Origin of the sequence: Kordia algicida OT-1 (genome assembly GCF_000154725.1) — a bacterium.
GTDB lineage: Bacteria > Bacteroidota > Bacteroidia > Flavobacteriales > Flavobacteriaceae > Kordia > Kordia algicida.
In genome coordinates this window covers 3,087,689-3,111,158 of the sequence record NZ_DS544873.1, presented here as the reverse complement: position 1 = coordinate 3,111,158, position 23,470 = coordinate 3,087,689, and the positions used below count along the sequence as shown (strand labels likewise).

Below are 23,470 nucleotides of genomic sequence, written 5' to 3'. Positions count from 1 at the left end.
ATTTACAATCGAATATGTTAAAATCGGAATATGGATAAACCTCAAATTATCTAATTTGATGTATTATTTTCATCTGTACTTTCAAGATTTTTAATGTAATACGAAGGATAAAGTTTGGTAGACGCTTTAAAGTATTTTGTAAATGAATTGGTGCTTTTATATCCTATTTCTTCTGCAATATGCTTAATAGAATATTTGCGAAACTTAGGATCTTCATTCAATCGTTTTAATACATATTGAATACGCAGATCGTTCAAATATTCGTAAAACTTTTTTTGTTTATATTTATTAATGATTTTCGATAAATAGTTGGTGTTGGTCTTTACTTTTTTAGCCAACGTTTGCAAAGTACAATTGCTATTAAGAAAAAATAAAGATTCTTCTAGTTTGTCCAAACGCTCTAAAATAGCGGCTACTTTTTTGTCTTCAATGTTAAATTCAGGTTTTGGTTTTTCTACTTTTTGTGTATTTACTTTAGAGACCAATTTGTCAAAGATAATTTTATTCTGCTTTTTGGCTTTTAAAAATTTATAGAAGAAATACGCGCACAATCCAACTACAAAAATGCTAAACAAGAGTACGTACACAAGTCGGTTTTGTAATGTGGAAGCTCGTGAAGAAAGTGAATTATTTTCTTTTTTTACCGTTTCATACAATTCTTTTATCACTTTAATATCTTGATTCTCGTTGGAGTCTCTCAATTGTAAGTACTTTGAAGTATACTCCAAAAATAAGTCGCGTTTATCGGTAAGTTCATAAACTTTGGAAAGCGTTAAATACGTTCCCAACAATTCTGGCGGATTGTAAACGATATCTTTTTTCTCATTGTTTTCCTCTACAATTGTTTCTACCTTTTTGAGAAAAGAAATCGTTTCTTCATACTTTTCCAATTCAAAATAAGATTTCCCGATATAATAATATATTTCCGTCAATCGATTTTGATTGTTGAGTCCTTTGGTAATTTTTTCCGCTTTCTGTAAATATTCAATTGCAGTTTTAAAATTTCCTTTGATAAAATGCGCAATTCCAATATCAATATAAAAATAACTGACACCTTCCAAATCGTTAATTGCCAAGCTTTTTTGCAATCCTTTTTCTGAGTATATAAGTGTGGAATCTGGTTGTTGTAAGCGTAAAAAAGTACCGCCAACGCCCATATAAGAATTGATGAGAATCATTTTATTCTCAAAGTCATTTTGCTCAGCGAGTAAGGTATTTTTTTTATAAATGGAAAGCGCTTCTTCATAAAAACCCATACGCCTTTTAATTTTGGCAATATTGGCATTGGTCACAATTTCAAAGTCAATAGCATTCAGTTCTTTTGTTATATCTAACGCATAAAGGTAATTTTCAAGAGCTTTTTTATTATCTCCAAGAAAAACAATTGCGTTGCCTTTGGTAAGGTAGACTTCTACCAAAAACCGCTTATTATTTAATGCTTTTGCTGTGGTAATGGCAGAATCACAATGTTGGATTGCCAATTCATAATTTCCCTCAATATTAGAAATTTTACAACATTGAGCATACGCATTAAAAAGGTAAATACTGTCTTGTTCTTTTTTACTTTTGGCAACTAAAATACGAGCGTATTTCTTTGAAAGTTCTGGATTGGAATATTTGTGTTGAATGATAAAGTCAAAAATTTCTTCATTAGAAGCATCTTTAGGCATTTCTTGAGCCGTTGCAAAAGATGCGCTTATACATACTACTAAACATACTAAAAACTTAGGGAACAAAAATTTCATAAATGGATTTGACGTCTGGCTTAATCAACAATGATAAAAGTGTTTGAAAAACTATGGCAGGTGATTTTCAATCAAATTTTATAAAAAGAAACACTCAACACTTTAAAATTACTAATAATTCATACAAGAGTATCGCTTTATATTCTTTTTTAAGACTTTAAATGTATGACAAATTCCTGACAAAACATAGTTGCCCAAAAAGCGAAAAGCAACGACAATCTCATAAGGAGACGCGCTGCTTTTCTAAACAAACTTTACGTTTAGGTAATCACTTTTTCATTTTTGCAAGCATGGTTTTAGCGTTTGTGTCGTTGGCGTCTAATTCCAATACTTTTGCGTAATATTTTTGGGCATTCTTATAATCTTCTACTGTAAAATAGGCTTCTGCCAAACTATCATAGCCATTTTTACTTTCTGGGAATAATTGTGTGTTTATCGTAAAAACTGCAATTGCTTTTTGATACGCTTTTGCGCGAAGCAACACGTAACCATACGTATTTAGTTCTTTTAAACTCTCAGAATGTTTCTGCAATTTTGAAACTACTTTTTCAGTATTATTTGCAACATATTCAGTGCCTTTTTTCTCAAACAGATCGTTTAGTTTTGTGACAACTAAATAATTGTGTTCGTATGATTTTCGTCTAACAATCTTTAGCAAATCGGCTTCCAAACTTTCTACAGGATGTTCTACAATACGACCAATTTCTTTTCCTTTTTTATTATACACAATAAAAGTTGGAACACGATGAATATTCAATCCTTTTTCTTCGCCATTTGGACCTTGTTTGTATGCTGATCGCGCATTGTTCAATCCGATGACTTGTAATTTGCTTTCAGGGAAACTAGCTGCTTCCAACACTTTGTAAAACCTTGGAACTTCCCGTTTGCTGTCACCACACCAAGTGCCCATAAAAATAGTAATGTTATATTTTTTAAGCTTCCGCTGAAGTTTCTTTGTGATGATTGCATCAGGTTGATATGCTTCGTAATTCGTTGAAAACCATGAATTAAAAGAATTTTCAGTAAAACCTTCTTTGGTGATTTTGCCCAACATCATATCGCGACCTCGTGCATCTTTTGTCACTTGATTTGGTTCTTGAGAAAGTACAAGTTGCACACTCAAAATGATAAGCGTGAAAATAAATAGTTTGTTCATTTTTTGGTTGATTTTAAATTGATATTTCAAAACTCAATCAAACAAAAAAGACATGCTAAATAAGTTTACAATCAGCGTAAATACCTCTACAAACGGTAAATTTTAAAAAAATGTAGTTCTTATACAATAAATGGAAGTTTGTATAACAAAGCCTGTATTTTATCCGCTTATATTTGACCAATTCTGGGTTTCTTAGTACTTTAAACGCTTGTAAAAATGCCGAAATGAACTTTTTTAATTATAAAATTTCTAAAATCCTGATCCATATTTTATTTTGGAGTTTGTTCATTTTTGTCTCATTATTTTACTTTTCAGATTATTATTGGGCAGAAAATCCGTTTCTACAATACCTGTCTATTTTAGTCGTCATTGTGTATGCAAACGACTTTGTAATGTTGCCATATTTTGAAAAGAAAAAATGGTATACGTTGTACATTCTTATCATCGCAGTGATTAGTTTTTTAGCAACACAATTGTACTGTAATGTCTTTGCGCAATGTGGTTGTAGTGTAGCAAAATGCTTGTCCGATTACGTGTGGCAAACCATTGTGCCAATCATTTTTTTCTCCTTTATTTGGATGTTGTTTCGCTATTTAGAAAAGAAGGACGAAGTTGAAGCAATCAAGCAGAAACATACGGAAATGGAGTTGAAATTCTTAAAATCGCAGATCAATCCGCATGTGTTATTCAACAATTTAAACACTATTTATTCGTATTCTTTAGAGAAACCCGCACAAGTTCCAGAGTTAATTTTGATGTTGTCCAACAACCTAAAACACGTATTGTATGAAAGCAATGCAACCTTTGTTTCGCTGGAAAAAGAATTAGAATTTATAGACAATTATATCAAATTTCAAGAAATTCGTACGGAAGGCATCAAAACAATTTCATATAAAAAAGACATTCTAGATCATAACTACAAAATTGCACCGTTACTACTAATTACCTTGATAGAAAATGCTTTTAAGCATAGCGTGATGAATACAACTATTGATATCCATATTGTAGTCTCTAATGGTGTTTTAACTTGTATTTGCGCGAATGAATGTGATGAAGCAAAATCTAGAAAAAACCAACAAATTGGCTTGCAAAATTTAAAAAAGCGATTGGAGTTGATTTATAAAAATAAATACGAACTGACTTTTAATCACGGAAAGCTATATATAGTCACTTTAAAATTAAATTTGTCATGAACTGTATCATTATAGAAGATGAAATTCCTGCGCAACGTATTCTGAAAAGTTACATTGAAAAAGTGTCGTATCTAGAACTTCGCGGAACGTTTAATGCTGCGTTGAAAGCGTATGATATCTTAAATTCTGAAAAAATTGATTTAATTTTTCTAGACATCAATCTGCCAGATATTTCTGGTTTGAGTTTCCTGCGAACGCTCAAAAATCCGCCAACGATTATTATGACAACGGCATATCCTGATTACGCGGTTGAAAGTTTTGAGTTTGAAACCATTATTGATTATTTGGTAAAACCTTTTTCTTTGGAACGTTTCCTAAAAGCCATCCAAAAAACGCAGCGTTTACAAACAAAAACTGTTGAGAAGCCTATTGAAAAGTTAAGTCCAGAAACACTATTCTTAAACGTTGACAAAACCTTTTATAAAATTCAATTTCAGGATATTTTTTATGTCGAATCTGAACGAAACTATCTTACCTTAGTCAGCAAACAACAAAAGTTATCTTTTATTGGCGCATTGCGAACTTGGAAAGAAAAACTTCCTGAACAGCAATTCATTCAAATTCACAAATCGTTTGTCATTAACAAAGATCACGTTGATAAAATTACAGGAAATGAAGTCTATATTCACGACAAGCGCATTCCTATAGGTAGGACTTTTAAAGCAAAGCTTTTTGAAGTGTTGGATATAACTTAAAAGTATAAAAAAAGCGAATCGAAATTCGCTTTCAAGTAAATCTTACCACGGATTTTGAGGTGTGTCTCCAGAGGAACAAATTCCTATAGAGTAACAAGGTCCGCAATCGCTCCAAGGTGGTTGAGAACCTTTGTAGCAATCTTCTCCAGCTGTCCAGCCGTGTCCACCAATTAAATTTGATTCAAAATTAGAGATTGATTTTTTGTTAAGTTTCAATGAGTTTACATTTTTTTTCTTCATAATGTTTTATTTTTATGATTAATAATTTTTTAAAGAGAAGCAAAAAAGATGATTCTTAAAAGAAATGCAATTGAGGGTTTATAAACTATCAATAAAATAATAAAAGTAGTTTTTCATATATAACCCAATGTGTATATTTTTCGTAATTTCATACCAACATACCAACATACCAACATACCAACATACCAACATACCAACATACATGCAAAACCAAGAACTCAAAATAGCACTCATTCAAACCAATTTAATTTGGGAAGATCCTTTGCAAAACAGAATTCAATTAGCAGAAAAAATAAATGCGATCACAGAAATGGTTGATATGATGGTGTTGCCCGAAATGTTTACATCTGGTTTTACCATGAATCCTGAAAATGTAGCAGAAACCATGGAAGGAGAAACCATCTCTTGGATTAAAAAATTAGCAAAAGCTAAAAACACTGCCATTACAGGAAGTTTGGTAATTTCCGAAAATGGAAACTATTACAATCGCTCTGTATTTGTATTGCCTTCTGGCGAAATTGAAACCTACGATAAGAAACATACATTTACACTTGCTGGCGAACATAAAGTTTACAAAGCTGGAACAGAAAAAAATATTATCCATTACAAAGGTTGGAAAATTTGTCCGCTGATTTGCTACGATTTGCGTTTTCCCGTTTGGGCACGAAATGTAGAAAATTATGATGTGTTGATTTACGTTGCCAATTGGCCAAAACCACGTGTAAACGCTTGGGATGCGTTATTAAAAGCGCGCGCTATTGAAAATATGAGTTATTGTATTGGTGTAAATAGAGTGGGACTTGATGCAAATTCGCATGAATACTGCGGACATTCAGCAGCTTATGATGTTTTGGGAGAAAAATTGACCAACATCACGCCAAGTAAAGAAGAAACCGAAATTGTAACTTTAACCAAAACGCACATTGCAACCTATCGAAATAAATTGAAGTTTTTGGATGATAAAGATGTTTTTAGCCTAAATTCTTAATACTTTTATAGCGATCAAAATTCACCTTAATTTTGACTTTCTTTTAACATAGAAAAGTTAGGATGAAGACATTCACTAAAATTTAATTTAAAAGATATCATGGCAGAATTAATCGATTCATTTGACTCCTACGGCGATTTTGATAAAAACTCCTATTACATTATTTGTTTTGACAAAATAGCTTCAATTCTAAGCCTGAAAACGCCACTTGAAGAAACGAAAGAAAACATGGAAGCTGTCATAGAAACCATTGATTTCAAGTCTCAAGAACTAGAAGTTATTTTTAAAAACTGGAATACGGAAGATGCTAAAAATGCTGATTTTTCTAAAGATTTTCCATTTCAATACTTCCTAAAAAACAACAAGAAAAAATTACTCATTTGGCTGACATTAGAGCATGATGAACTCAATGTCGAATTTTATTATGACAATTCAGATGCGACTCTTGAAAAGTGGGTAATTGATACCAATCATACCTTGCGAACTACTTTTGGATTGGACAGAACGCCCGTGTTTAAAGTATTATCAAGAAATAATCATAGTTTCTTTACGGAAGATGTACGAACTGACGATTTTGAATGTGACATACAAACCATGTATAACGACGATTTTGTCGTTGTAAATGATACGATAGAAGCTTCCTTATCTGTAGAAAAGGCGGGACTTATTTTACTACATGGAATTCCCGGAACAGGAAAAACATCGTACATTAAAAGTTTGATTACCAAATATCCGAAAAAGAACTTTATATTTATTCAGAACGAATTTGTAAACGAATTACTGCATCCTGATTTTATTTCGTTCTTACTAAAGCATCAAAATTCAATCCTTATTATAGAAGACGCAGAAAAGGTATTGACGAGCCGAGAACAGAAAAATGAAAGTTCGGTCGTTTCTACTATTTTACAACTAACAGATGGATTGTTTAGTGATTATTTAAACATCAAAATCATCTGTACGTTCAACACAAGCATCAACAAAATTGATACGGCTTTATTGCGAAAAGGACGCATGATTGCATATTACGAATTCAAAGCATTGGCTAAAGAAAAAGCGAATAAACTTTTAAGCGATTTAAATCACGAAGAAATCACCACAGCTATGACATTGGCGGATATTTTTAACTATCAAAACAAAAATTTTAGACAAACAAGCAACCGAAAAATTGGCTTTAATTAGATTTTTTCAATTTGAAAATGTGATAATTTGCTAATGAAGTTTCATAAAACAGTTTGAATTGTGTTTAATACTTTTCATTTCAAAAAATAACTCCTTTAAAATTGTACATTGATAGGTCTTTACGAGCGATAGTAAAGTAATCTGTATGTTAAAAAATGATCTTAGTATTTGAAGTAGAAGATTGATACAAGTTTTTCAAAACTCTCGCAATGAAGACGTTTCACAATGTTGTAAATTTTCAAACCTTTACCAACATACCAAATCGACTAAAAAGTGTAAGAAAGAAACCTTGAGTCCTTTAATTCAGCAAAGCGAATCTAAAAGCGTTAACACTGAGCTTGTCGAAGTGAAGCGATCTAACATCTAACAGCGGAGCGGTCTAACATCTAATAAAAAAAACTATTTCAAATTAACCAAATCCTCAATAACATCCCAATTGGCTCTGACTTCCTGTTTTCCAGGAAAATATTTGATAGTTTCTGGCTGAATCTTTTTCAAATAATTTCCCGTGTCCCATTTGCCATTTTTATTCGTGTCATACACCACTCGGAAATACACAAACTGCGGATCGATATACGGAAATTCACTATACGGTTTTGGCTCAGTTACGTATTCTTCAGCAATCACTTCTAGCTTCTCATTAACAACTTGGATAATCACTGGAAATTCTTTGTCAAGATAGCTCAATCGGATGTTTCCATATTCTTTATTCTCTTTGGTTGTGAGCGTGTATGAAAGTGTATCATTCACCTGACCGTAAAAATCGGTGATCGTTTTTGGTAACATTTTAATGTTGTAACGTTGGCTTTCCTTTTTCTCAAAAAACAAATCCAAACTATTGTTGTTTTCATTAAATTTAGACGTAAATTCTACAGGAATAGAATCTTTATTCTGAATTGAAATAAAGCTATCGTCTACAGCTACAATTGGTGTGTTTGAAGCCACTTTAAAATCGCCGTTTGGCGGAATAACACCGCGATAATTAACAGAAAGTTTCATGGAATCTTTCTCAATTTTATCTTTCAACTTTACAGTAAAATCTTTGCTGTAAGAACCTTTGGAAACGGTAAACAATAACGAATCAGTTTCTGGTTTTAAGTTCTCAAACCAATAACGCAATGTATCTTTTTCAGGATGGCGTGTAGTTTTAAAACGGAAATTATCTGCTACTTCTGAGTTGATTGTGATTTTCATGCTATCTACCTTACCTTCATATCCAAAATCAATCATATTCTTAGAAACCTGTGCTGGACGCGTTGCTTTAAATGTTGGAATTTCCTTAAACAACGTAATCTCATACATAGAATCTGTCGGAATTGTCACTTCTTCTTCCACATATCCAATCTTATCTATCAAAGGATTAAATTTATAATTGTTAGAAACATCTTTCAACGCTATCATTTTATAAGTTCCTGCACGCAAATTAGACAGTTTAAACTCCTTCAAACTATCTAAAGTATTCGTAATATAGGTTGGTTCTTTCTTGTAAACGGCAGAATCTGTATACGTAGAATCTACTTCATACAACATGACAGACACAAACTTTTCTGGCCCTCTTTTAAGTGCATCTTTAATAGTTCCGCCAACTTCTAACGAATCAATGTACGGACCTGTAGAAAACACATATTTAAAATAATCGTATGGATTATCTTCATTATTATCAACAATACTTTGTCCAAAATTAAATGAATACGTAGTGTTTTTCTGTAATGTATCTAAAATTTGAATGTCAATATACTTACTCGCGCTTCCTTGCGGATAAATAATGTATCCACCTTCCTTAATTGGTGGCGAAATAATCAACTGTTTCTGAATATCTTTTACCTTAATATATTCATTAAAATAAATTCGAATTCGCTTTTTATCAAAATTTGTACTGAATTCTTCTGGTTGCGCCTTTACAATTTTTGGTGGTGATTTATCTGGTGGCCCACCAGTTGGTGTTCCACGTTTTGCACAATTGCACAAAGACAAAAACAATACAGCGACTAAAGAAAAATATATATAACGTTGTTTCATTAACTGAGGTAAAATAATGCGATACAAATTAACTAATTATTTTTGGTACTTGCGAAGGTTTTAACTTGCTATTGACATAGTTGCCACACTAATGGTAATATTTGGTATTTTTTTGAGCGCATTGGCACAGGCTTCCAAAGTAGCTCCTGTAGTAATAACATCATCTACTAATAATATATGTGTGTTTGCTAATTTTTCGGTATCTGTAATTTCAAAAGAATGTTGTGTAGTCAACCAACGCGCAGCTCGTTTTTTAAAAGCCTGCGTTTTAGTATTATTTACTTTGATAAGAATGTCTTCAAGATATATAGCGTTTAAATGATTGGCGAGTTGTAGCCCAAAAGTTGTTACTTGATTATAACCACGTTTTCGGAATCTTTTTTTGTGTAAAGGAACAGGAATAATAAAATCTACACTACTGTATGAAGCTTCATTTTGTAACTGTTGACCGAGCAATTTTCCAAGAATATCTCCAACTTCTTGTCGTCCTTTATATTTTAATTGATGTAATAGTTGTTGTACCATTCCATTCTTTTTGTAGTGGAATAGTGCTGTGGCATTTTTAATAGCAACACGTCCGTAAAAAGTGTCTATCACAGGATTTTTAGGGTATTTGTGGAAATCTGTAAATGGCAAATTGTGATGGCATTTAGTGCAAATGTGCTGTTCTTGATGCATTAATTTATCATTACAACCCAAGCAAATTGCAGGAAAAAAGGATGAAAGAATATTATTTAATATATTTGCCAATCGGAAACGTTAATTTTTTTAACAGAATTATATTTAAAAATACTACTTTTTTATGAGTCGAGCGACAAAAGATACCATTCAAAAAATATTGCTAATTGCACTTGGTGCAATGACGGTATCTATGGTGCTCATTTCTGTTTTCAATTATAAAGATAACAGACAGAAAAATGATTACTTAGAACATGAAAAAGTATTGGTAGAAGAAGAATTAACCGTAATCATTAAGAGTTACTCACACATTGCAAATCATCATACCCTAAATGCTGACGAAATCAATGTGGAAAAAGAAAAAGCAGAAAAACTACTAGATAACTTAAAAAGTACAGTTTTAGATTACGAATCTATTATAGAGTACAGAAGAAAAATGCTTGAACTCAGAAAAAATAATCATCGTTTACAAGAAACATTTCACAAAGGAATGTCTGCTGGAGCTATAAATACGACGTACTAAGCAAGGGTTTTGCAACACTTTTAACATTCTTTCCAAAAAAAGAAAAAGAATCGTTTAAAAAAAGCATCGTAAATTCTGATTATTTTCTTTACTTCGCATAATATTAAAAATTCATCATCAAGCATTAAAATCTCCTCGTTTGGATAGGTTAAAATTTTTTAGAGAAGCCATACGCGATATCAAAACTTCAGGAACAATTTTTCCAAGTTCACGCTTTCTATCTCGAAGAATTGTGAATAATATTGACTTTTCTTCTGTAAAAGTAATCGTAGAATTTGGTCCTGGAAATGGAATCATCACCAAAGAGATTTTAAAAAGAATTCAACCACATACAAAATTGATTGCTTTTGAAATCAATGACAAGTTTTTTCAATCTTTAGAAAAAATAAAGCATTCGCAATTCATCATAGAAAAAGTTTCTGCGGAAGATGTGGCTTCAGTCCTAAAAAAACATGGTTACGACAAAGCAGATTGCATTATTTCAAGCTTACCACTCACTAATATTCCAACGGAAATAAGTGATAAAATCTTAGACAATGCGTATGATGCAATGATAGATAATAGCTTATTTGTACAATATCAATACAGTCTTACATACTACAAAAAACTCAAAGAAGTTTTCAACGATAACGTCCGATTATCGTTTGAAGCATTCAACATTCCACCAGCTTTTGTATACATCGCGCAAAAATAGCTTGTAGCTGATACACAAACGTTTTATATTTGCGCCATGGCAAAACAAGACGATCAATTTAAGAAGGTAGTATCGCACGCAAAAGAATACGGATACATATTTCAATCAAGTGAAATTTATGACGGTTTAAGTGCTGTATACGATTATGCTCAAAATGGAGTAGAGTTAAAGAAAAATATTCGCGACTATTGGTGGAAAGCAATGGTGCAAATGCATGAAAATATTGTAGGGATTGATGCTGCAATATTAATGCATCCAACCACTTGGAAAGCTTCTGGCCACGTAGACGCGTTTAATGATCCTTTAATTGATAACAAAGATTCAAAAAAGCGGTATCGCGCCGATGTTTTAGTAGAAGATTATTGTGCTAAAATTGAAAGTAAAATTGAAAAAGAAGTCAAAAAAGCAGCAAAACGCTTTGGAGATGCATTCAATAAAGAAGAATTTCTTTCCACAAACGGACGTGTGTTAGGCTATCAAGAAAAAATAAATTCCATTCTTTCGCGCTTAGGAAAATCATTGGAAAATGAAGACTTAGCCGATGTAAAAGCATTGATTGAAGAATTGGAAATTGCAGATCCGATGACAGGTTCTAAAAACTGGACAGAAGTGAAGCAATTCAATTTGATGTTTGGTACAAAATTGGGTGCTTCCGCAGATACGGCAATGGACTTGTATTTACGACCAGAAACGGCACAAGGAATTTTTGTAAATTTCTTAAACGTGCAAAAAACGGGACGTATGAAAATTCCTTTCGGAATCGCACAAACAGGAAAAGCCTTCCGTAACGAAATCGTAGCACGTCAATTTATATTCAGACAACGAGAATTTGAACAAATGGAAATGCAATTCTTTGTAAAGCCAGGAACGCAACAAGAATGGTATGAGCAATGGAAAGAAAACCGCATGAAATGGCATTTGTCATTAGGAATGGGCGAAGACAATTATCGTTTTCACGATCATGAAAAACTAGCACATTATGCAGACGCTGCCGCAGATATTGAATTCAAATTTCCGTTTGGTTTTAAAGAATTGGAAGGAATTCATTCACGTACAGATTTCGATTTGAGTCAGCATGAAGAATTTTCAGGTAAAAAACTACAATACTTCGATCATGAAAGCAAAGAAAGTTACGTTCCTTACGTAGTAGAAACATCTATTGGACTAGATCGTATGTTTTTGGCGGTATTTTCAAATTCATTAATAAACGAAACGTTAGAAGATGGTTCAGAGCGTGTTGTATTGCGACTGCCAGCCGTATTAGCACCAACAAAAGCGGCGGTTTTACCATTAATAAAAAGAGATGGTTTGCCAGAAATTGCACGTAAAATTGTAGATGATTTAAAGTTTGATTTTAACGTTATTTATGATGAAAAAGATGCTGTTGGACGTCGTTACCGTAGACAAGATGCCGCAGGAACACCATTTTGTATTACCGTAGATCATGATACTTTAGAAGATAATATGGTAACCATTCGTCACAGAGATACCATGGAACAACAACGCGTAAAAATTGAAGATGTACGCGGAATTATCAACAAAGAAGTAGATATGCGTGCTTGGTTGATGAGAATGTAACCTCTTAAAAAGTAGCATACAAAATACAAGAAGCTGTCATAAAAGTTAGTACAAACGTCATGCTGAATCTGGTTCAGTTTGATAGAAATTTGACTTTTAATACAGCTTTTTTTTATGATTAAATTTTATATAATTACTAATAATATCAGCTTTTTTATTTAATGTTAAATACTGATTGTTAGTGTTTTGAGATTATTTTTTATTAAAAATATCATCCTTTTTACGAAAAAAATTAATTTAAAAACTGCATGACATTCTTCATATTTGCGACGAAGTGCTTATCTTCAAAGAATAAGTGAAAGCATACACAATCAATCAACAAAAAGTATGAAAGAACACAACGAACGCATCATACAGCTTTCGGCACGAATTGACATTTTGGCGCAAAAGCAGTATGAGTTTACCAGAGAAATTGTAGAGTTGCGAAAACAGTTAGAAGAACTCAAAGCAAAAAAATGGGAAGATATTGCAGAAATGTCTGTTGAAAATCAGACAATAGTTTCAGAAGAAGCAACACAAATTCCTGAAGATTCTTCTACAGTTTCTGAAAAAGCTGCAACACCAACTCCAATACATCAAGAATCAAAAGTTGTAGCAGAAACACCACAATATGTGGCGCAAGAGATTCCAAACAAACCAGTAAAGGAGTCGAATATAGAAAAATTTATCGGAGAAAATTTACTCAATAAAATAGGAATTCTTATCACGATTATTGGTGTTTCTATCGGTGTAAAATATTCTATTGAAAACGATTTGATAAGTCCGTTAACACGAATTATTTTAGGATATATAAGCGGAATAACATTGTTAGGTTTTGGTATCAAATTAAAAAAAGATTATGAAAATTACAGTGCCGTTTTGGTCAGCGGAGCTATTGCTGTCATGTATTTTATTACATATGCAGCACATAGTTTTTACGGAATCATTCCGCAAATACCAGCTTTTATAATGATGGTAATATTTACCGTATTTGGTGTCGTCACAGCAATTCATTACAACAGGCAAGTTATTGCACATATTGGTTTGGTAGGTGCGTATGCAATTCCTTTTTTACTGAGTAACGACTCAGGAAATGTGTTGGTTTTATTCTCATATATTACCATTATCAACATCGGAATTTTAGTCATATCCTACAAAAAATACTGGAAATTATTATACTGTTCAGCTTTTGTACTTACGTGGTTAACATACTTTTCTTGGTACGTATTTGAATATAAAATAGCAATACATTTTGGCATCGCATTGACGTTTTTGACCATATTTTTTGCCATATTTTATACAATGTTGTTGCTATATAAAGTGCTTCGAAAAGAAACATATTCGCGCATAGATATCTTATTATTGATGTTCAATACATTTCTTTTCTACTCAATTGGATATTTTATACTAGATCATCACGAAGTAGGACAAAATTATTTAGGACTTTTCACAGTTATAAATGCATTGATACACGGAATCATCGCGTTGTTTTTATTCAAACAAAAAGACATTGATAAAAAGCTAATTTACTTAATAGTTGGTTTTGCAATTACATTCATTACCATTGCTATTCCTGTAGAATTGGATGGAAATTGGGTAACAATGCTCTGGATTTTGGAAGCTGCCATACTTTTTTGGATTGGACGCACCAAAAACATTTCAATCTATGAAAAGCTTTCGTATCCATTGCTGTTACTGGCTTTTTTAAGTGTTATTGAAGATTGGACAACCTTATATCCAAGCGAATATTCGCACGCAAATGACTTCAATATAACACCACTATTCAATATGAATTTTGTGAGTTCGCTGTTTTTCATTGCTGGATTTGGCTTTATCACGAAACTATTCTTTGACAAAAAATATACTTCACCATTAAAGCTCTCAGAATCGGTAAAAGAAATGCTATCGTTTGTGTTGCCTGGAATTTTAATTATTGCCACTTATTTTGCATTTAGAATAGAAATTCATGCATATTGGAACTTGGCTTATATAAATTCGGGTGATGTCTCTGAATCAGCTTATGGAATTGAGAAAAACGAAGCATTACTAAAATTTAAAACACTTTGGAATTATAATTATACATTCCTATTTTTAGCAATACTGTCTTTTATCAACATAAAAAAGATAAAAAATAAATTGTTGGGAGAAGTCGTCATTGCAATAAGTCTATTTACTATTTTGGCATTTTTAGTAGAAGGATTGTACACGCTCAGATCATTGCGTACTATGTATATGAATGGTTACTTTGAAGTTGGTTCAGGATCTATTGGCTTTAGGTATATTTCGTTTGCCTTTGTAGCGTTACTTTTGGTAATTTCATACAAACACATTCGCCAGAAATTCATCAAACAAGAAGTAAACATTATTTTTGAATGTTTTGTACATTTTGTACTCTTGGCAATTTTGAGTAGCGAACTCATTCATTATATTGATTTAAATTCAAGCGAAAGAACCTACAAACTCGGACTGAGCATTTTATGGGGAATCTACTCTTTATTTATAATCAGTTTGGGAATTTGGAAGCAAAAAAGATACTTGCGAATTGGTGCAATTATACTTTTTGGTATCACATTGGTAAAACTATTCTTTTACGATATTGCGCACTTATCTACCATTTCTAAAACGATTGTTTTTGTGTCGCTCGGTGTGTTATTATTAATCATTTCATTTCTCTACAACAAATACAAGAACAAAATATTTGAAGAATTGTAAAAGGAGATTCACTTAAATCCTAGAAGTTTAAATCACTTCGTTATAAAAAAAAGCCTATTGTAAATTACCAAGAACAATAGGCTTTTTCCGCTTTTAATATATAATGTTTGCTTTTTTTAAAATCTATATCCTATTGAAAATCCACCTCTAAAAGTGAATTCTGGAGCATTATCGTCCAATCCGATATTTCGTCCGCCACCAAGCGAAAGTTCAAAAATAAATCCTCTTTTATTGACCCATTTTTTCCCAATTGCCAATCCGAGTGCGGCATCAAAATATTCTTCGTCAAAATCTTTTTCCGGATTGTCGCCCGAAGCAAATTTTGTAAATACTTCTGCAAAAAGTCCTTTGGCTCCAAAATCTTCTTTGTTAAAAAAGTAAAATCTGAAAAATGGTGTGAAGGCAACTTTTTCATAATAAGCTGCATCTTCATCCGGACTTCTTAAATTGATAAATAAGGAAGCTCCATAACCAAAATCATTATCGTTTACACGTTCATAACTAAAGTCTAGTGCAGAAAAGAAAGCGGCATCAAAAGCATCCAAACGAATTTCGTTGGCGCGATTTCCAACGCCATAAAAATCGTTTGAATCGGTTGTTTCTTGTGCGTTTGATTGAAATCCTACCAAAAGGAATAATGTGAGTAATGTAATAGTAAGGTTGTTTTTCATCTGTTTTGATTTTTTAATGATTTAATACTGTCAGATGGAATTTGCCAATATCCTATACATATGTACATGGCCTATGGATATGGCATATTTCATAATTAACGGTTTTTGTAATATATGTTGCATGTTTACACAACAATTATACCATTACTAGATACAAAAAGTCAAAAAAGGTTGCGTTATTATTTAGAATAATTTTAAACAAATCTTAAAATATCAGTGTTTATCATGCTGAATTAGAGATAAAAAAATTAGAATTAGAGCGAAAAAAACTTGAAATATTTTTTTGGAATGCAATTTTGCATGAAGATTTTAGCTAGAAAAATGCTTTTAGCTGTACATTTCCGGTGTGAATAGTTCTAGAAGTTTCACTTTTTCTACCAAAATAAGAAAGATTTAAATCTAAAAACTTGGTCAATTTTTTCTGAATTAACACGTTCCAAGTAAAATTTGTGCCAGGTTGTAAACCTTCCAGCATTTGATAACCAACAGGCGAAAAGGCATTTCCAGAAAAATCATTTTTAAAATAATTAAATTCACCATTAAGCGCCACTTTTTGCTGATTGCTATATGCGAAAGACAACCCAATTTTCTGTTGCGTTAACGTTTCAGCATCGCCTACCAAATTTTCTTTGTTTTCAAACTTATAAAAAACACTAAAACGACTGTTTCTGCTGAACAAATAGGAAAGCGTTGGTTCTACTTTAAAAAGATTAATCTCAAAGTTTTTATTGAGGAAATTTTCTGAAATACTTTCCGTTTTTCCTGTACTGCTAATCAAATCGGTAAGCCAGAATTTGCCAATTTTATGTGTAAATTGAAGTTGATGTGAGGTATTGATATTTTCTTGAGAACCGACAGAAAGTAAATTTTTCGATTTGGCATTCAAATACGTGTAGGAAGTGGTATATTTCTGCTTTCCGCGATTAAAAAAAAGTGCATTTCGTAAGGTTTGATTCAGCCCTAAAACATTTGCGCTTTCGTCATCATCAAAAGGATTAAAGTTAAAATTGTCATTCTCTCTACGAATCTTTCTATCTATCAAAAATGAACTTTGATTGTAAAAATGCGATAAAAATTTCTTTACACCAGAAGCATTACTTTTATTCCATTTGGCAGGATTTAGAGTCACCACTTGACTGAATTTATTTTGATGTGTTTTTATAAAAATTTGATTCGGTAACAAAACCCGCACATAAATAGCTTCGTCAGGAAATTGTGCTAATTCAAACTCGTTTAATTCTTGAATGCCGTTTTCATTATAATCATTCCACGTGTACACACCTTGTCCAGGATCAACTTGCACATACGTAAATTCTTGTTGTGGTAAGGTTCCAGAATTGGTTTCGTACACCGTATTTAACGTGGCAATTTTATCAAACAGTCGCTGTTGATACACCAAGCGGGAATTTAAAGATTTTTCGTCTTCCAAGCTTTCATCTTCTTGATTGAGTGTTCTGTAATTGACAAATAACGACAATTGCGTGTTTTCATTCTGAATCAATCGTGACTTTAGAAAATACGTGTTTGACGTGTTTACGCGTTGTAAATTTCCATTACGTAAACTATCATTCACACGATACGTATAACCAATTTCTGCATGAATTTTTAAACTATCACCAACTCCAACAAATCCTGTATAGGCTTTAAAACGCTGACTTAACGGCGTAAATGCTTCCGTAGCAATTTCTTTCTGCTCGTTGCTTTCCAAACTTACTTGCGCGCCAATCCAACTTTTAGCAAAACTATAGGCTGAGCGTGTGTAGAAACGTAAAAAATCTGAGGTTGTACTTACGGTTTCGTTGGTTAGCAAACTTCCGTTAGCTTGCAAAGTGAGTTTCCCAAATTTCAAATCGGAACGAACAATATGCCGATTTCCAGTCGCATTGTTTTTAAAATCTAAATATTCAAAACTATATTGCGCAGTTCCATTTTTTTCATTCGAAAAATGTAAACCTGTTGCCAAAAACTGCTGATTTCCAGCGTTGAAGGTGTTTTCTAAATTCCAATCACGACTAAATTCAATAGAATACAAACGTTCAATTGTTTGAAATTTTTCATCGATATGATTAAAATTTGCAAAACTTTTTACCTTCCACTTTTTATCTACTAATTGTTGTTGTACGCTTACTTTTGCTGCCAATCCTTGATTGTCATCATCATCCAAAGACGAAAATAAATTCTCATCATTATTGCTAAAACCAACTTCAAATTGTACGTTGGTTTTTTCGCTTGGCGTATATGCTCCGTTTACAACTGCAACTTGTGTTTTTGTGGGAGAAACTAACTGAATTATTGGTTCAAAATTTCCTTGCGGAATGCCCGCAATTGGCGAAACATATTCGTAAATACGTCCGTTAGAAGCAGTGTTTGACAATACATAATTCCCTTGATTTTCGCCCACTAAACTAAAACGAACATCAAATAATGTATCTTCAGGATCGTTAGAAAATACAAACGCTTCCACACCGTTAATAATTTCTTTTTTGTATAAAATTCGGTTTTCAGAAAACGCTTGCTCTACCGCAGAAGGCGCTGTCATCAATTGTCGGTCGTCTCCAGCTTCACGTAAAATTTCGACTTGTTCTTCGGATAAATTTTGCTGAATTGGCTGATTTTTTGAATCATTTTCAGAATAAATATAACCTGCAATTTTAAACTTTTCATGTTCATATTGTGCGCCGCCGTACGCTACAAAACGCGTATAATTATTGTCGGTAAATTGATATTCAACTGTAATTCGCATCTCAGAAGTAATCGGATATTTTGAAGTAAACGTAATTTCTCCGGCGTTGTAATCAATGATATAATCGTTGTTTTCTCCACGTTCAACAGGCAAACCGTTTACATATACGGTTTCACTTCCAGAGATAATCAAGATGAATAATTCTTCATTTGGTCCTGTGAGTTTATACGGACCCTGATTTCCTTCTTGTCCTTGAAACCTACTTTGCGTATACCGACCGCGCACCAAAGCTCCAGAAGCAAAAAGTGTTGTGTTTCCGTTTTCGCCAGGCAAAGTCGCAGTGACGCCAACACCTTGTACTTTTTTCTGAAAACGCATGAAATCGGTTGTTGTATTTTCCAGATTTACGTCTCCTGCACGTATTTTCCAGTTTCTACTTTCGAGTTCAATAAATACTTGGTCAAACTCGTCTAAACGTTGCGAATAACCACTTTCTTGAATTGGAATATTTGCATCCTGAATGGAAGCGCGTAAGGTAATATTCTCCGAGATTTTTCCAGAGATTTGTAAATCGAGTTCCGAATTTAAAACCGTGTTTTGATTATTTCCCACAGTGACACCACGCGAAATGCTTCCCGAAGTATTTAAACCATCAAAAAGCCGTGTGTTGGCAGGTTCTTTGTTGGACGAAAGCGAAATGATCTTGTCAATATCAATCGGATTTTGAACAATGACATTTTTATTAAAGCCACTATATTTCTTCGTTAAAAATTTTGGATATTTCGTATAGCTGATGCGAATGGAATCGGTTGTGATTTTGGAGCGATCTACATATAAAATCGCTTTTGTAAAATCAATTCGATACGCGGTTGAATCAATCAGTTTATTTTTTTTGTCTGTTACTTTAAACTTAAACGGATTGATGCTGACCGAATCTAATACGATAGAATCTTTCACTGCCACTTTTTTTGTACGACGATTTTTTGTTTGCCCCTGAAGATTTACAGTGAAAAACAATCCGATACAAAAAAATAGAAAGAGTGACTTCATCTACAACTAAACTAATTCCGATCAAAAATATTTTAATTTTAGCAGGAAAAGAAGCTTTTTAGCCGAAACGACTCTTTTCTCATGACAAATGTGACGATTGAAATTGAAAATTATCTAGCAACAACCGCCGCCATCGTAATGATATGTTGAATCTGAAATAAAAATGTCGTCTCTGCCTAAATCGGCTAACGCTTGCGCTGTTTTGTCACAGATGGCAATTGGCTGATTTTTTAAGAGAATGTGTCCTTTTTCATCATCGAAATAATCTTCTGTACCAAAGTAAATTGCTGCTTTTCCAGTGAAAATACACGGTCCGTCGGCTGGCATCGGATCTTTGATTGCGGCTACTTCAATGGATTCTATGTAGATTAATTCTTCTGTTGGATAATTTTTAGGATCTAAGATTCTGTATGGCTTTCTCGCACGAATTTCAATCGTTCCAAATCCTGCATCTGTCAACATTTTTACGTATTCCGCAATTGGCAAGCTTCCGCTTAAACACAAAGCACGTAAGCGTTCATCGTTACGAAGTGTTTCGTTCATTGGTTGTTCGCACGTCGGATCGCTCATAACGAGTTTTCCATGCGGCTTTAATACACGATACATTTCGGCAATAGCCTTTTTTAAATCGTCTGTTTTAAAGATATTGAATAAGCAGTTTTGTGCTGCTACATCAATAGAGTTATCGTCTACGGGCAAGTTTAACGCATCGCCTTTTCGCAAGTCGACAAATTCGCTTTTAAACCAGTCGTTTTGTGCTTCGGCTTCTTCAAAGTTTTTGCGAGATGCTTCTAACATTTCATCTACAACGTCTAGACCAATCACGCCACCTTTTTGACGATTGAAGTATGCAAATTGCAATAATTCCATTCCGCCACCAACGCCAACATATAACATGGTTGGATTGTTGGTTAAATCGCGTGCATGAACTGTGCTTCCGCATCCATAGTTCATTTCTTGCATGATTTTAGGAATTTTTAAACCTGGTAATTCCCAAATAGGATTTGTGGTGCAACACAGTCCAACATCTGGTGTTAACGCTGCTTCTTTATATACGTCGTGTGTAGTTTCTAAGTAACTCATATGTTTTGTTATTCGTTTTTTGTTGTTCGTTGTTCGTGTTTCGCTGTTTTCAACTTACAACTCGCTTCTTGTATTTCGTTTTTTATGATACATTGTGTTTGTTCTTCAATAATGTATCTACTCTATAATGATCCCATTCCTTTGGTAATAGGAGTAATGTTAGCAATAAAATGGCTCTGTACATTACATGTGATAAATCCCAAATAGGTTCTACCAAACCATGCCCAAAAGTCACAATTATTAACACAGATGCCAAAGCATACAATGTGTAGTCGCGTTTTAGTCCAATTATTAACAACAAACCGCCCAAGAACTCTACATATGATGTGTAATATGCAGTTGCAAGCAATAGAAAATCGGGTAAAACACCTTTGTAAGTTATCGCAAAAAGGTTTTGATATACATTGTCTACACCAAATTTGAAGATTTTACCAAATCCTTGAAAGAAAAAGATAAAACCTAGTAATAGTCTGGCGGTGAGTAATGCGATTTTTTGGTTCATGTGTTTTTTATTTTTTGTGGATTTGGTCTACGAGAGCCTCAGACCACACTTTTTTTACTTCTCAATTATCAATACTAAAATCTCACTTCTCAATACTAAAACCTCACAACTATTTACAACGTTTTAATCAATTCACTAAACAATGTAATCATTTTTGGCTCCGCTTTTCCTGCTACGGCAATGATGTCTTCAATGTCTACTGGCGCTAAGTTATCAGGATCGCATTCATCCGTAAGGACAGAAACTGCCAAGCATGGTAAGCTTAAATGATTTGCAACAATGACTTCAGGAACAGTACTCATTCCGACGGCATCGGCACCAATTATTTTGAGCATTCGGTATTCGGCACGTGTTTCTAGTTGCGGACCAACAACACTTGCATAGACACCTTTTTGAATGTCAATATTGTGATCTGCGGCAATTTTTTCAATCGTTGCAATCATGTTTGCGTCATACGGCGCACTCATGTCAGCAAAACGTTCTCCAAATTGACTTACACCTTTGAACGCTAATGGCGAACCACCTTGTAAATTGATGTGATCGTCAATAATCATAATGTCGCCTTTTTTATAATCGAGATTGATGGCTCCAGCAGCATTTGACACCAATAGTTTTTGAATTCCTAGTTGGTGCATGATACGAATTGGATAGGTAATATCCACAAAATCGTAGCCTTCATATAGATGAAAACGACCTTGCATGACAACTACTTTTTTTCCTGCTAAGGTTCCAAAAATGAGTTTTCCTGTGTGGAATTCTACCGTTGCCAATGGAAAGTACGGAATGTTGTTATAGTGTGCTTCTGCGGTGATTTCTATGTCATCAATAAGTTTTCCTAAACCAGTTCCGAGAACGATTCCAATTTCTGGTTTGTCAAATCCTTTGCTTATTAAATATTCGGTTGTTTCTGTAATGTGTTTTTGCATAAATGTAATTATGATCTGTATTTTTTAAATATTTCGTAAGGTAGTAAATCTTCTACATAATCTATATCGTTCAACGTTTCTAATAGATGAATGTTTTGATTGTCCAAATCTTTCAAGGTGTCTGCTAATACCGTTTCAGTTCCCCATTTTTTTTGTAAAAAAGCTTTTTTGTGTAGCTTTTTCATTCCTAAAAGATAGTATCCGCCATCTTGCGCCGGACCAATTACGATGTCATTTGTGTCTAAAGCCGCAATTGCTTCTTCAATATGTTTGGGTTGCAAATCGTATAAATCGCTTCCAATAATAATTACTTTTTCGTAGTTATGTTGAAAGGCATCTTCAAACGCATGTTGCATTCGCTCTCCTAGATCGTTTCCGAATTGAGCCTTCTTCTGATAGGAATCATCGGGCCATATGTCGTTCTGTCGAACAGAAACCGAATACCATATACATTTGTCGGTATTTATTTTTTGAAGCACGTTTTCTGTGTGTTCTAAAAGCTTAATGTATACTTCTAAAGCCGCTTTTTCGCCAATACCTTTAGCCAAACGTGTTTTTACTTTACCCAATTCAGGATTTCGTGTAAACGTCATGAGAAGCGTTGCAGAGTTGCGCATGTTTTATTGTTTGTCTTTTTTAGATGTTTCCTTTTGGTAGATTTTCACGCCTTTTTTGAGCCAAATGCTCCAATCTTCATTGAAGGTGTGCACATTTTCGGTAACGTTTCCTTTGTTGTCTACTACAGGATTGTCGTTGTTTTTCCATTCAAAAATTCCACCATAGAGATTGTATACATTGGTGTAACCTGCTTTTTTGAGTTTTTCAGCGACATCTTCTGAGCGAATTCCCAACGAACAATACACAACAATAGGTTCATTTTTATCTTTTGGAAGAATTTTTTTGAGTTTTTTCAGTTTGAATTTGTCATAACCAACACAAACGGCGTTTTCAATATGACTGGTTTCGTATTCTATTTTTTCGCGACTATCTAGCAATAATACATTTTCTTTTTGAGTCAATTCTGAAACTGTAATGTAAGGAATGGAAGCTTTGTTTTCTTTTTGCAACAGACTGTCGAGTGCCGTTTGTCCGTTCGCGAAAGCGAAAGTGAAAAGAGTTATTATGTAAAAAATATACTTCATTTTTAGTTCTTATTTGATATTTGCTTAAATCAGT

General features: G+C 33.3%; 20 protein-coding genes. 8 read left to right on the top strand and 12 right to left on the bottom strand.

Annotated features, from left to right (window positions below; translation table 11 throughout):
- Nucleotides 1-50: 50 nt before the first annotated feature.
- On the bottom strand, nt 51-1,745 hold the full coding sequence (locus KAOT1_RS13280; RefSeq protein ID WP_007095336.1) for a helix-turn-helix domain-containing protein: 1,695 nt from the start codon (nt 1,743-1,745) through the stop codon (nt 51-53).
- Nucleotides 1,746-2,013: 268 nt separating this feature from the next.
- A complete protein-coding gene (locus tag KAOT1_RS13275) occupies nt 2,014-2,901 on the bottom strand; it encodes a thioredoxin family protein (protein WP_007095335.1) in 888 nt (295 codons plus the stop codon).
- Nucleotides 2,902-3,125: 224 nt separating this feature from the next.
- On the opposite strand from KAOT1_RS13275, the gene KAOT1_RS13270 reads away from it, so the two are divergent.
- Nucleotides 3,126-4,094 carry a sensor histidine kinase gene (locus KAOT1_RS13270; RefSeq protein ID WP_007095334.1) on the top strand — a complete coding sequence of 323 codons (969 nt, stop codon included), beginning with the start codon at nt 3,126-3,128 and terminating at the stop codon, nt 4,092-4,094.
- Nucleotides 4,091-4,789 (top strand): LytR/AlgR family response regulator transcription factor, encoded by a 699-nt coding sequence (locus tag KAOT1_RS13265; protein WP_007095333.1) that lies wholly within the window; start codon nt 4,091-4,093, stop codon nt 4,787-4,789. Before KAOT1_RS13270 ends, KAOT1_RS13265 begins: the two co-directional genes overlap by 4 nt.
- Nucleotides 4,790-4,831: 42 nt before the next feature.
- On the opposite strand, the gene KAOT1_RS13260 is transcribed toward KAOT1_RS13265, so the two are convergent.
- Complete coding sequence (locus KAOT1_RS13260) at nt 4,832-5,029, bottom strand: hypothetical protein (RefSeq protein ID WP_007095332.1); 198 nt, start codon at nt 5,027-5,029, stop codon at nt 4,832-4,834.
- A gap of 202 nt (nt 5,030-5,231) precedes the next feature.
- Between KAOT1_RS13260 and KAOT1_RS13255 the strand changes: the two genes are divergently transcribed.
- Nucleotides 5,232-6,017, top strand: a complete 786-nt coding sequence (locus tag KAOT1_RS13255; protein ID WP_007095331.1) for an amidohydrolase — start codon at nt 5,232-5,234, stop codon at nt 6,015-6,017.
- A 99-nt stretch (nt 6,018-6,116) separates the two neighbouring features.
- Entirely contained in the window at nt 6,117-7,196 is a 1,080-nt protein-coding gene (locus KAOT1_RS22035) for an AAA family ATPase (protein ID WP_007095330.1), read from the top strand.
- Nucleotides 7,197-7,595: 399 nt separating this feature from the next.
- On the opposite strand, the gene KAOT1_RS13245 is transcribed toward KAOT1_RS22035, so the two are convergent.
- Nucleotides 7,596-9,215 carry an Ig-like domain-containing protein gene (locus tag KAOT1_RS13245; protein ID WP_007095329.1) on the bottom strand — a complete coding sequence of 540 codons (1,620 nt, stop codon included), beginning with the start codon at nt 9,213-9,215 and terminating at the stop codon, nt 7,596-7,598.
- A 60-nt stretch (nt 9,216-9,275) separates the two neighbouring features.
- Nucleotides 9,276-9,965: a ComF family protein gene (locus KAOT1_RS13240; RefSeq protein WP_238528702.1), complete on the bottom strand. Its 690-nt coding sequence runs from the start codon at nt 9,963-9,965 to the stop codon at nt 9,276-9,278.
- A 52-nt stretch (nt 9,966-10,017) separates the two neighbouring features.
- Between KAOT1_RS13240 and KAOT1_RS13235 the strand changes: the two genes are divergently transcribed.
- From KAOT1_RS13235 to KAOT1_RS13220, 4 genes are all read left to right on the top strand, one after another.
- A complete protein-coding gene (locus tag KAOT1_RS13235; protein ID WP_007095327.1) occupies nt 10,018-10,416 on the top strand; it encodes a hypothetical protein in 399 nt (132 codons plus the stop codon).
- Nucleotides 10,417-10,555: 139 nt separating this feature from the next.
- Nucleotides 10,556-11,110, top strand: a complete 555-nt coding sequence (locus KAOT1_RS13230; RefSeq protein WP_007095326.1) for a class I SAM-dependent methyltransferase — start codon at nt 10,556-10,558, stop codon at nt 11,108-11,110.
- A gap of 36 nt (nt 11,111-11,146) precedes the next feature.
- Nucleotides 11,147-12,688: a glycine--tRNA ligase gene (locus tag KAOT1_RS13225; RefSeq protein ID WP_007095325.1), complete on the top strand. Its 1,542-nt coding sequence runs from the start codon at nt 11,147-11,149 to the stop codon at nt 12,686-12,688.
- Nucleotides 12,689-13,015: 327 nt separating this feature from the next.
- Complete coding sequence (locus KAOT1_RS13220) at nt 13,016-15,379, top strand: DUF2339 domain-containing protein (protein ID WP_007095324.1); 2,364 nt, start codon at nt 13,016-13,018, stop codon at nt 15,377-15,379.
- A gap of 116 nt (nt 15,380-15,495) precedes the next feature.
- Here KAOT1_RS13220 and KAOT1_RS13215 read toward each other — a convergent pair whose 3' ends face one another.
- The 7 genes from KAOT1_RS13215 to KAOT1_RS13185 all read right to left on the bottom strand — a co-directional run bounded on the left by KAOT1_RS13215 (nt 15,496) and on the right by KAOT1_RS13185 (nt 23,436).
- Nucleotides 15,496-16,050 (bottom strand): hypothetical protein, encoded by a 555-nt coding sequence (locus KAOT1_RS13215; RefSeq protein ID WP_007095323.1) that lies wholly within the window; start codon nt 16,048-16,050, stop codon nt 15,496-15,498.
- A 313-nt stretch (nt 16,051-16,363) separates the two neighbouring features.
- Entirely contained in the window at nt 16,364-19,783 is a 3,420-nt protein-coding gene (locus KAOT1_RS13210) for a hypothetical protein (protein WP_040559543.1), read from the bottom strand.
- Nucleotides 19,784-19,897: 114 nt separating this feature from the next.
- Complete coding sequence (gene arsM, locus KAOT1_RS13205; protein WP_007095321.1) at nt 19,898-20,866, bottom strand: arsenosugar biosynthesis arsenite methyltransferase ArsM; 969 nt, start codon at nt 20,864-20,866, stop codon at nt 19,898-19,900.
- 82 nt (nt 20,867-20,948) lie between these two features.
- Nucleotides 20,949-21,368 (bottom strand): DoxX family membrane protein, encoded by a 420-nt coding sequence (locus tag KAOT1_RS13200; protein WP_007095320.1) that lies wholly within the window; start codon nt 21,366-21,368, stop codon nt 20,949-20,951.
- Between the two features lie 113 nt (nt 21,369-21,481).
- A complete protein-coding gene (locus KAOT1_RS13195; protein WP_007095319.1) occupies nt 21,482-22,294 on the bottom strand; it encodes a purine-nucleoside phosphorylase in 813 nt (270 codons plus the stop codon).
- 8 nt (nt 22,295-22,302) lie between these two features.
- The gene (locus tag KAOT1_RS13190) at nt 22,303-22,911 is read right to left on the bottom strand and encodes a TIGR04282 family arsenosugar biosynthesis glycosyltransferase (protein WP_007095318.1); all 609 of its coding nucleotides are present in this window, start codon (nt 22,909-22,911) and stop codon (nt 22,303-22,305) included.
- 3 nt (nt 22,912-22,914) lie between these two features.
- Nucleotides 22,915-23,436 (bottom strand): rhodanese-like domain-containing protein, encoded by a 522-nt coding sequence (locus KAOT1_RS13185; RefSeq protein ID WP_007095317.1) that lies wholly within the window; start codon nt 23,434-23,436, stop codon nt 22,915-22,917.
- Between the last annotated feature and the right edge of the window lie 34 nt (nt 23,437-23,470).